Annotated in this window: 9 protein-coding genes; 4 read left to right on the top strand and 5 right to left on the bottom strand. The window is 42.7% G+C overall.

Going from position 1 to position 10,368, the window contains the following annotated elements; all coding sequences use genetic code 11:
* Positions 1-274 precede the first annotated feature (274 nt).
* Genes L4D78_RS26245 through L4D78_RS26225 form a run of 5 tightly spaced genes read right to left on the bottom strand, consistent with a single transcriptional unit; the run spans position 275 to position 4,846 of the window.
* Entirely contained in the window at positions 275-2,044 is a 1,770-nt protein-coding gene (locus L4D78_RS26245; RefSeq protein WP_428469659.1) for a bifunctional molybdopterin-guanine dinucleotide biosynthesis adaptor protein MobB/molybdopterin molybdotransferase MoeA, read from the bottom strand.
* On the bottom strand, positions 2,041-2,625 hold the full coding sequence (mobA, locus tag L4D78_RS26240; protein ID WP_428469658.1) for a molybdenum cofactor guanylyltransferase MobA: 585 nt from the start codon (positions 2,623-2,625) through the stop codon (positions 2,041-2,043). The genes L4D78_RS26245 and mobA overlap by 4 nt, the downstream gene beginning before the upstream one ends.
* Positions 2,612-3,316 carry an ABC transporter ATP-binding protein gene (locus L4D78_RS26235; RefSeq protein WP_428459203.1) on the bottom strand — a complete coding sequence of 235 codons (705 nt, stop codon included), beginning with the start codon at positions 3,314-3,316 and terminating at the stop codon, positions 2,612-2,614. Before L4D78_RS26235 ends, mobA begins: the two co-directional genes overlap by 14 nt.
* Positions 3,317-3,331: 15 nt before the next feature.
* A complete protein-coding gene (locus L4D78_RS26230; protein WP_428459202.1) occupies positions 3,332-4,033 on the bottom strand; it encodes an ABC transporter permease in 702 nt (233 codons plus the stop codon).
* Positions 4,034-4,846, bottom strand: a complete 813-nt coding sequence (locus tag L4D78_RS26225) for an ABC transporter substrate-binding protein (RefSeq protein ID WP_428469657.1) — start codon at positions 4,844-4,846, stop codon at positions 4,034-4,036.
* Positions 4,847-5,140: 294 nt separating this feature from the next.
* On the opposite strand from L4D78_RS26225, the gene L4D78_RS26220 reads away from it, so the two are divergent.
* The 4 genes from L4D78_RS26220 to L4D78_RS26205 all read left to right on the top strand — a co-directional run bounded on the left by L4D78_RS26220 (position 5,141) and on the right by L4D78_RS26205 (position 10,361).
* Positions 5,141-6,634, top strand: coding sequence for a sigma-54-dependent transcriptional regulator (locus L4D78_RS26220; RefSeq protein WP_428469656.1), 1,494 nt, complete (start codon positions 5,141-5,143; stop codon positions 6,632-6,634).
* Positions 6,635-6,650: 16 nt separating this feature from the next.
* Positions 6,651-8,693 carry a sensor histidine kinase gene (locus L4D78_RS26215; RefSeq protein WP_428469655.1) on the top strand — a complete coding sequence of 681 codons (2,043 nt, stop codon included), beginning with the start codon at positions 6,651-6,653 and terminating at the stop codon, positions 8,691-8,693.
* A gap of 508 nt (positions 8,694-9,201) precedes the next feature.
* The gene (locus L4D78_RS26210) at positions 9,202-9,552 is read left to right on the top strand and encodes a hypothetical protein (RefSeq protein WP_428469654.1); all 351 of its coding nucleotides are present in this window, start codon (positions 9,202-9,204) and stop codon (positions 9,550-9,552) included.
* 341 nt (positions 9,553-9,893) lie between these two features.
* A complete protein-coding gene (locus L4D78_RS26205; RefSeq protein WP_428459197.1) occupies positions 9,894-10,361 on the top strand; it encodes a 2TM domain-containing protein in 468 nt (155 codons plus the stop codon).
* Positions 10,362-10,368: the final 7 nt, after the last annotated feature.

Here is a 10,368-nt window from a genome sequence, read left to right as displayed (position 1 = left end):
CATTACTGCTATACAGACAGGTTGCCATCAGCGCTTTGGCTAGGGTTGCTTTATCTGAGTAAACATGAAGTACCAAAGAGTACTCTTCTTCTAAACGTGTAGAAGCTCAGGAAAATAAAGTAGCACGGAAGCTGCAAAAAATAAGCACTCAGTAAGCAGTATGAAAATGCAGCTTGCTGAGTGCTATAATACTTTGCAGTAACAGGAAAGAAACATTGATCGGAAGTGCAGCAATAACCCAGCATTGAAGCTGGGTTTTTTTGTTCGATACGCGTTATATACGATTGACTAGCGGTATCACACGCACTGTTTCTCCTACCTCGATACCCGGCTGTTCAGGCATAATTTCAATTAAGCAATTTGCTTCACTCATCGAACGTAAAATCCCCGAACCTTGCTGGCCTGTTGATTTTACTGTTAGGCGGCCATTTGCATCTATGCCATAACAACCACGGCTATATTCTGTGCGGCCTAGGCGAGAGCGTAACTTTTCTTCCGCGATGGCATTGAATGCTGTCGCTTCCCAATGAGTCATACCCTGAAGTTTACGAATAGCAGGCTCTACAAATTGTAAAAAGACGACCATGACGGCGACAGGGTTACCGGGTAAACCGAAGAAGGGTTTCGTCTGGATCTGACCAAAGGCTAGCGGTCGGCCCGGACGCATGTTAATTCGCCAGAAATTAATCTGACCTAACTTGTCCAGCACCGTTTTGATGTAATCAGCATCACCAACTGATACGCCTCCCGATGACAAAATTAAGTCTGCTTGCTCGCTCGCCGCTGTAAGCGTTGCTTCTAGTGATGCTTCATTGTCTTCGATGATACCAAGGTCAATCACTTCACAGCCGATTTTGGTCAACATGGCATGGAGTGTGTAGCGATTAGAGTCGTAAATACAATTTTGTTTTTGGTCTTCGCCAGGGTGTTGTACTTCATCACCGGTCGAGAATATAGCGACCTTAACTTTAGGGCGAATACTTACCGTGTTTAAGCCTAGTGAAGCAATCATTCCAAGTTCTGGGGCCGTAATTTGTGTACCAGCACGTACTGCAGCTTGTCCTAGCGCGAGATCCTCACCTGCTTGACGCACATTCTGTCCTTGGCGGATTGCCCCCATGGAAAGGTCAAAGGTAACGGTGTCACCATCTTGTTGGGATTGCTCACGCATGATAACGGTATCAGCATTTTCAGGTACGGGTGCACCTGTCATGATGCGGACAGCTTCACCTTGTTCCAGCGGCATATCGTAGTGATGTCCAGCCATGACTTGAGCAACAACGTGATAGCTATTTCGCTCAATATCATCGCCGCGAATCGCGTAGCCATCCATTGCCGAGTTGGTGTGCTGAGGGACATTCACTGGGGATAAAATGTCTTCTGCGACAATTTGTCCCAGCGCTTGTTTAAGCGCAACGTTTTCAGCAAGGGAAGGTGCGACGATTTGGCTCAATATCTTTTCGCGCCCCTGCTCGACAGATAGCATGCCTGAAGGGTCGAGATCGCTACAGCTGAGTGGGGCTGTTATACCTTGCTTGGCAAAGTTAACCACGTAATCAGTGATTTTATCCAAATCATTAATATTAAGTTGTGGTAGTTGTGTTTCGGCTGTGATGTCGGCAGCAACAGCGATAATGTTATTGTCTTCTGGATGAAGCCAAGGTTTACCGACCTCTTCTCTGTGAAGCTCAATTTTCGGGAAATCGAGCTTTTTAAAGCCTTCGACCAAAATCAAATCAAGCTTAGTTTGATCGAGCTGGGCAATCAGTTGTGGCAAGTTCGCTTCTTCTTCCGGTGTCTCTGTCACCATTGCGCGGCGGTAACGAGAAGAAATGAGCATCTGACCTGCGCCTGCTTTACGCAGTCGATAACTGTCTTTGCCTTCCTTATCAATATCAAAGTTATGATGAGCATGCTTTATTACGGCAACACGTACGCCACGTTCAACAAGCTTTGGTAGCATGGCTTCAAGTAACGTTGTTTTGCCTGTTCCGCTCCATGCGGCAAAGCCTAAAAGAGGAAGGCTTGCTGTAATTTGACTCATAAATTTTGTCCGAAATGTGCGAGTTCTTCTGGGGTGTTTAAGTTCACGAATGCGTTAGGCTGGTCGCTAAAATCAACGGTGATCATATTGCATTGCTTATAGAGTAAGATGATTTTACGGTCACCGTTTGCGAGAAATGCTTCCAACTTTGGCAGTATGCGTCGATGCAGTAGTGTCACTACTGGCTGAATATGGTCACCATCATGGGCAACCGCGATATCGGTTGTTTCGTCACAAGCCTCCGCCATGCGGCTAACGAGGTCATGAGGGAGTTGTGGGCAGTCACAAGGTACAAAACCCACCCAGTCAGAGCTTAAGTGATGAAGTGCCGCGTGCATGCCACCCAGAGGGCCTGGATAGTTTTGGATGTGGTCACCAAAAACAGCACCGTATTGTTGGTAAGTTGATGCGTTTCTATTGGCGTTAATTGTGATGGCATTTGTTTGTGATTTGAGAGTGTCCATCACATGCTCAATCATGGCTCGGCCGGCTAATTTAACTAGCCCTTTATCATTGCCGCCCATGCGGCTTGCTTGTCCACCAGCTAAAATGACCCAGCTAGTGTTTTCAGGCGTAGGCATAGCTATCGTTATCCTCGTCTACAAGATGCAGTTCAGCACGTTCAATTAAGTTTGTATCAGTAATTGTCCATTGGCGACGACACAATGCCGTAAGTGCATTTTTCTGGTGACTTGTGATCACTAAACTTGTTCCTCGTGAGAGTAAATCTTTAGATAGCACAACCAGTCGGTCGATAGACTCAGGATCCAAGCTTGCACTTGATTCATCCATTAGCAGCACACCGGGTTTTAATACCCAAGCGCGTGCCATTGCCACTCGTTGGCGCTCGCCACCAGATAAAACAGAAATATGTTCGTCTGCCAAGGTTTCTAACCCTACCATACGAAGGGCATTAATAGCTTCAGTTCGGCGTTGTTGTCGGTCTCGAATGGTGAATTTAAGGCCATAAGAGACATTATCCATCACACTGCCATCAAACATGTAAGGTGTTTGATGCATATAGATAACACCGCCATTGCTCTGTGTGCTAAAAAGGCGGCGCAGTAGTGATTGTTTTTCAAGGCTAACAACACCTGTAGTTGGCTTTTGTAACCCACTCAGTATTTTTAATAGCGTCGTTTTACCTACACCATTATCACCAGTAAGGTAAATAGCATCTTTAGGGCCAATAGAAAGTTGAGGAATGTGAAACAACAGGCGGTCTTTGAACCGTATGGAAAGGTCTTTAGCCTGAATAGAGAGTTGAGTCATTACCTGTTCCCCGACTTAATTTGTGCGCAAGTGGGCTTTACCACGAGCAACAGATAAAAGAAAGTTTAGTACGAGTGCCAAAATCAGCAGCACCATTCCTAAGGCAACACCTTGGGCGAATGCACCTTTAGAGCTTTCTAATGCAATTGCCGTGGGAATATTACGTGTTGAATTTAATATATTACCACCAACCATCATCGAGCAGCCAACCTCGGTAATGATTCGGCTAAACGCAGCAATGACAGCGGCTAGCAACGGGAACCGGCTTTCCCACATCAGGCTCATAAGCGCCCGTGGAAGGCTTGCACCTAGTGTAAGGGATGTTTCCCAAGCTCGGCGGTCGCTGTTTTGAAAGGCTGCATGCATCATTGAAACAAGGATCGGAAAACAAATGAGGATTTGACCCAGAATCATGGCTTGTTGCGTAAACAACATTTTCCAATCACCCATAGGCCCCGAGCGGGATAAAAGCATATAAAGCAATAACCCAATCACGACTGTTGGAATCGATTGAAAAGTATTAAATAACGATAAAATCAGCCATCGGCCAGGAAACTTTCCATAGGCGAGGGCGAAGCCAATCAGCAATGCTGGCAATAGCACAATGCCTATTGCCAGCAAAGACACGGAAAAAGAAACCCCCACGATTCCCCACAGAGCACCGTCACCGCTCAGTAATAGTTGGATCGCTTGTTGTGTGGTTTGCCATATATCCATTTATTGAGTAATCGCGCTCGCGACAAAAAGTTGTTCGCCATGTCGCTTGTAGTTGTTAATCAGAGACTGTGCTTTTTGATTGACTAACCAGTCACTGAATGACTTAGCACCTTGATAATTCGTATCAGGGTAGCGGCTTGGATTGACAATAATGACTTGGTACGGATTAAACAAACGATCATCACCCTGAAGCACGATCTCTAAATCTAATTTGTTTTGATATGCCAACCAAGTACCACGGTCTGTCATGGTATAGCCTTGTAGTTCTGATGCCATATTCAGCGTGGGACCCATACCTTGTCCTACTGCTTTATAGCCACCAAAATTAGGTTCGATTTTTGTTTGTGACCATAATGTCAGTTCTTTTTTATGCGTACCTGAGTCGTCACCACGAGAGACAAATGTTTCGTTTTCATTAGCAAGTTTGGTTAGGGCTGCCGCTACATCTGTCATGCCTGTCAGTTTTGCTGGGTCAGATTTTGGTCCCACAATAACAAAGTCATTGTACATCAGTTTACGAGGTAAAACGCCGTAGCCTTTTTCAACAAAATCAGCTTCTGCTTCAGGCGCATGTGTCATAACGACATCAACGTCACCATTTTGTCCCATCCGAAGTGATTTGCCGGTACCAGCCGCCAGCACTTCTACGCTATAACCGGTATCTTTTTTAAATGCTGGTAATAGGTAATCTAATAGCCCTGAATGGTAAGTACTGGTTGTTGTTGCAAGGCGGATAGTCATGTCTTCAGCTGCTTGAAGTGCAGTCGCAGAGAAAAGGGTTAAGACAACAAGCGTTGATTTTAATAATTTCATAGGTCTTCCTGACAGTTTAGTCATTTGAGAATACATAGAGTTCTAGTACCAAACTAACCACCAACTAACGTGGTTATAGAATGCACAAGCTGTTACCGCCTGTATAAGCAATTCAAGTGCCAACTTGATGAACGCTAACATTTTATATGTGAAAATTTATTTAACGTAATGATTTAAAACAAAAATAGGTTAAATGCCCACGAAAAAACAAGAAACAATTAGAAACAACTTTGACAGACATTATGTTGATAAGACAAAATGTCTCATCAATAACCATAGCTAAATTATGTATTTATGTCTGAGAACACCACGATTTCATGGTCAGCCGTTTCGGTACTTGTTGTTGATGACGAACCGGGGATGCGCGCTATTCTAAAAAAAGCGTTGAGCAAACAATTCGCCCAAGTTGATGTTGCGGGCAGCATTGAGGAAGCTGAAGAAATTCGTAAACGCTGTCATTTTGATTTACTCATTGTCGATATCAACTTACCAGGTCGTTCTGGTATCGAGTGGCATGAAGCATTTGACCCGTCAACTCGGCGCAGTGACGTGATTTTTATGACCGGCTATGCAAATCTTGATACGGCAATTCAAGCGCTTCGTGCTGGTGCTTCCGATTTCATTTTAAAACCATTTAACTTAAATCAGATGATGCAATCAGTGAGCCGCTGTATTGAGCGTCGGCTGGTTGAACGGCAAAATTTTGCGTTACAACGTGATGTTTCGCGTAGCTATCCTGTTGATATTATCGGTGATGCACCACGTACATTGGTGATGAAAAAGTTAATTGCTCAAGTTGCACCATCACAAGCCGCTGTATTGGTTGAAGGTGAGTCGGGCACGGGTAAAGAACTGGTGGCAAGGGCTCTTCATCAAATCAGCAAACGTAGCGGTCCTTTTGTGCCGTTAAACTGTGGCGCTATTGCATCCGATTTATTGGAAAGTGAATTGTTTGGTCATGTTTCAGGGGCATTCACCGGGGCTAAAAAAGGACGGGAAGGGCTATTTAGAGTTGCCAATAACGGCACACTTTTTCTTGACGAAATTGGTGAAATGCCAATGTCTATGCAATCGTCATTGCTACGGGCACTAGAACAAAAAGCAATTCGCCCCGTGGGCGCAGAGCGTGAAGTGAGTGTTGATGTACGAATTGTCGCGGCAACGAATCGAAATTTAAAGATTGAAGTCGAAGAAGGGCGTTTTCGCCGAGATCTTTACTACCGACTAAATGTACTGACCATTGAATTACCCTCACTACGTGAGCGATTGGATGATATACCTGTTTTAGCCCACCACTTTACCCAGCAATTAGCGAAAGACATTGGCTCTAAACCTGTCAGTTGGACGCATGAGGATATTCAGGCGATGCAGTCGTATGATTGGCCGGGTAATATTCGAGAGTTGCGTAATATGATGGAGCGTTGCTTATTGCTAGGAAAACCGCCAGCAGATTATTGGCGTGAGTTATCTGGTCTTCCTGTCAGTAGTGATAAAGACGTTGAAACAATACCGATGACAGCAGACAGCAGCATGACTGACAATGTGACGATAGTATCGCCCGCCGATGCTCAAGCGCTGTGTCAGTGTCAGGGTGTAGATGGTGAAGCATTTTGTTACCCATCTGATTGGACGCTAAAAGAAGTCGAAAAAGCGCACATTATGCAGGTTGTCGATTCGCATCAGGGGAATAAATCGGCTGCAGCAAGGCAGCTTGGGGTAGCGCGTAAAACATTGGAAAGAAAATACAAAGATTGGGCTGAAGAGTCTGTTTTTATCCCTCACAATTAACAGGGAATAGGCATTAATGAAACAGTATATTTTAATGTGGGTACGTCGCTTTCGTACCATGGTTCGTTATCGCTTATTGTTACTGACTTCTGTACCAATCATTATTACGCTATTGGCTTTGGTTGCATTAACCATGTATTGGACTGTGATGTATACATGGCAAAGTGCGCTAATGAATGTAAGAGCTGATCTCGCCGTTGCCCACCATAGTATGGTGTTATTGCAAAAAGAGCAGCGGATGCAATTGACAGCATTAACAGAATCTTATGATTTTCAACACTTGCTGCGCAATGATGAAGCCAAACTCATTGATTGGGTGAAGTTGCAGCCGAGCCATTACGATTTAGATTTTGTTGTTATACATCCAGCTTCGGCATTAGGTGGGTTTTCTAAAGTGAACCGCCGTTTACTTATGCGTGGTGAAGAGCAAACATTCTTTCAGACTTTAAAAGATTATGAGTTAGATTCGCTCAACCCCGATTTACCTGCACGAGCGCAAATACCATTGTTAAATGAAAGTGGAATTGTTACCCGTGGCTTGGTAAGCCGTAGCTTAATTCCTATCTTCAACTCACAAGGTAAACTCCAATGGATTGTTGATGGTGGAATGCTGCTTAATAACAGTACGTTGTTGGTAGATCGAATGCGCGATCTTGTTTATGCATCAGATACCTTGCCAAAGGGAAGTATTGGCACAGTAACGTTATTTATGAATGACATTCGAGTTAGTACCAATGTACCGCTTGATAGCAGCCAGTTAAATGGGAGGGCAGTAGGCACTCGGGTATCTGATGATGTTTCAAAGTCGGTGCTTCAGCGCGGTGAAACTTGGGTTGATAGGGCTTTTGTTTATGATGACTGGTACGTTTCGGGTTATGAACCACTCAAGGATCATGATGGCAATATAATAGGTATGCTCTACACGGGCTATCTTGAATGGCCCATAATAAAAATTTATTTAATGAATATTGTTGAACTCGGTTCAGGCATTCTTGCCGTGTTATTGCTCTCGGGAATAATTGTTTACCGTGGAGCAAGGGATCTCTTCTTACCGATTGAAAAAATGCATCAGGTAGTATCAGCCATTAAGATTGGTTTAGACCGCCGTATTGGGCCCTTAAACCTAACATCAGGCCATGAATTAGAGATCTTGGGGAGACAGTTCGATACTGTACTTGATCAACTACAACTGCGTAATGACGTGATTAAACAAGCATCATTAGAATTAGAAGATAAAGTAAAAGAACGTACCCAAAGCCTTCGAGAAAAAACGGAAGAACTTGAGCAGCATATTAAATTATTGAATCAGGCGCGGAGTAAGCTAGTGAGCACCGAGAAACTAGCGGCACTCGGTGAGTTAACTGCCGGCATTGCCCATGAAATTAATAACCCGACGGCGGTTATCCTTGGCAATGTTGAGTTACTTCAGTTTGAACTAGGTGATGACGCCGAAAAAGTGCAAGAAGAATTAGAAGCTATCCATCAGCAAATTGACCGAATAAGCAATATAACTCGAAGTCTACTTCAATATAGCCGCCAAGGTGGTGTGCAAGATGAAGTGACATGGCAGCATTTGAACCCAATTGTTGAAGAAAGCCTAACGTTAGTAAGAACGGGTACAAAGCAGCTTGATATTCAAATCGAATCCGTTTTGGATGCAAAATGCTCGGTGGAAGTGAATCGTCATCAGTTATTACAAGTTTTGGTTAATCTGCAAATGAATGGTGTTCATGCCATGGACGATAAAGGAATATTGCGTGTAACGACAGAAGACTGGGTTAACGAACAAGGTGATATTACAGGCGCGATCGTGAATATTACTGACCATGGCTGCGGTATTTCAGAAAAGAACTTACAACGTATATTTGACCCATTTTTCACGACAAGACGAAGTGGTACGGGCTTAGGGCTATCGGTTAGTCAAGGTATTGTTAGTGGTATAGGGGGGGAGATAATAGTGCAATCATCCCTTGGCAAAGGAACAACATTTTCAGTGTATTTACCACAAAAAGCAATATCTGGTGAGAAGCAGGTATTAGCATTTGAAAACATTGGGTGAGCTGGTGTCGAGGTAAAAATAAAAAGGCATGAAAATTAAATTCATGCCTTTATTACTGTCTACAGTGCAAATACATCAGTTGGTTTTTCACACGGAGATACCAAATTAGTTATTACATCAGGAACAAACCGAAGACCATGAAAGCTAAACCAGTCAGAGCGGTGCGAGTAATTAGTCCAGTATGGGTTGGATTGATCATTTCATTATGCTGCATATATTTCCTTTTTATGACAAATGTAAGAGTGTTGCGTTTTTTTCTCGTAAATAAAGCCTAGATCAAATTTCTCATAATTGTGAATATAAAACTGTGATCTGCGTCGTTTTTTGTATTCTCTGCATAAATCCATTCATAAAACTGTCATTTAGTCATTGTACTAACATTTGAAATACTTTAACTGGCTCTCATACTGTAAATATATACTGAATAATTTCATAGAATTAAATATTTAGACTAGAAATTTATGTGCCTATACTTGATGAAAGTATGATAGTGGAGTGGAGGCGTGTGATGAAACTAGCTCTATTAACAACGGGTGTAGTACTGCAATTTATTGCGTTATTTGTGGCTTTTTACTCTGATGTTGAGGGGAATATTTACATCGCGACATTAATATCGGTCGCTGCGATGGGGTGTATCGTGACTATAAGAAGCTTAGCGGCGCCTGTTTGCCTAATTGCAGGTATTTTAATTGGCTTGTCACTGTCACATAACCAATCAGATTTAAAAACGCTAAATTTGCTAGAGCAGCAGGCAATCGCCGCATTAAATTTTGAAGAAGAAAATATTGAGAATTCTGAGTCAGGAAATGTGATACAGGTAGAACCCATCTTAACGGTATCGACTACAAATGTTGAATGAGTTAATTTTAATAAAATAGCAATGAGCTGGTATCCCACTTAAACCTGTACCTTGAAGTAGCTTGAGTATACTCCTTTAAGTATTATTGGTCGCAAAATTAAATATCCCTCCTAATAGACATTTAATTACATCACTGTTATTGCCATAATTCTTTTTATTGTGATAAGAGTGATAACATTTATTTTTGCAAGGTGCTTTACTAATGTTGACGTTACATTATGCATCTTTTCATTCTTATCATATTGATTTTAAAGAACTGTCATGTTCTTGTCGTGCTTGTGTCGTTCCGATAGGTTGGGCTAAAGGATAGTATTCATCTAAACAGCAGGAAGGATTCTACGATGATTATTAGAAAAATGAGGTTACAACGAGGTTGGTCTCAAGAGCACCTATCTCAACTAAGTGGATTAAGTGTTAGGACAATTCAGAGAATAGAAAGAGGGCAGAATGCTGGTCTTGAATCGTTAAATGCTTTGGCTGCTGTTTTTGAAGTTAACGTAACTGACCTTAAAATGGAGTCAAGCATGAACGATGAATTAACGGTTTCTAGTGAAGAGAAAAAAGTAATTGAACAAGTCAGGGAGATTAAAGGATTTTACTCCCACCTAATCACATATGGTTTAGTTATTACGATGTTATTTGTGATTAACTTTATGACAGATCCTAGCTATATATGGGCGTGGTGGCCAGCAATGGGGTGGGGAATTGGTATTGTTTCTCATGGTCTGAGTGCTTTCGAAGTATTCAATTTTTTTGGGGCTGAATGGGAAAAGCGTCAAATAGAAAAACGGCTTGGTCGAAAGTTATAATCGCAAA

It is taken from the genome of Photobacterium minamisatsumaniensis (assembly GCF_050336695.1).
In the GTDB taxonomy this organism is placed as follows: domain Bacteria; phylum Pseudomonadota; class Gammaproteobacteria; order Enterobacterales; family Vibrionaceae; genus Photobacterium; species Photobacterium minamisatsumaniensis.
The sequence above is the reverse complement of the archived record's forward strand: the minus strand, read 5'-3'. Positions and strand labels throughout refer to the sequence as shown.

Bases quoted from the DNA above. Each gene is read 5' to 3' on its own strand.
- L4D78_RS26245 (WP_428469659.1), bottom strand. From the start codon at position 2,044: ATGAGTCAAATTACAGCAAGCCTTCCTCTTTTAGGCTTTGCCGCATGG.
- L4D78_RS26220 (WP_428469656.1), top strand. From the start codon at position 5,141: ATGTCTGAGAACACCACGATTTCATGGTCAGCCGTTTCGGTACTTGTT.
- L4D78_RS26215 (WP_428469655.1), top strand. From the start codon at position 6,651: ATGAAACAGTATATTTTAATGTGGGTACGTCGCTTTCGTACCATGGTT.
- L4D78_RS26225 (WP_428469657.1), bottom strand. From the start codon at position 4,846: ATGAAATTATTAAAATCAACGCTTGTTGTCTTAACCCTTTTCTCTGCG.
- L4D78_RS26210 (WP_428469654.1), top strand. From the start codon at position 9,202: ATGAAACTAGCTCTATTAACAACGGGTGTAGTACTGCAATTTATTGCG.
- mobA (WP_428469658.1), bottom strand. From the start codon at position 2,625: ATGCCTACGCCTGAAAACACTAGCTGGGTCATTTTAGCTGGTGGACAA.
- L4D78_RS26230 (WP_428459202.1), bottom strand. From the start codon at position 4,033: ATGGATATATGGCAAACCACACAACAAGCGATCCAACTATTACTGAGC.
- L4D78_RS26205 (WP_428459197.1), top strand. From the start codon at position 9,894: ATGATTATTAGAAAAATGAGGTTACAACGAGGTTGGTCTCAAGAGCAC.
- L4D78_RS26235 (WP_428459203.1), bottom strand. From the start codon at position 3,316: ATGACTCAACTCTCTATTCAGGCTAAAGACCTTTCCATACGGTTCAAA.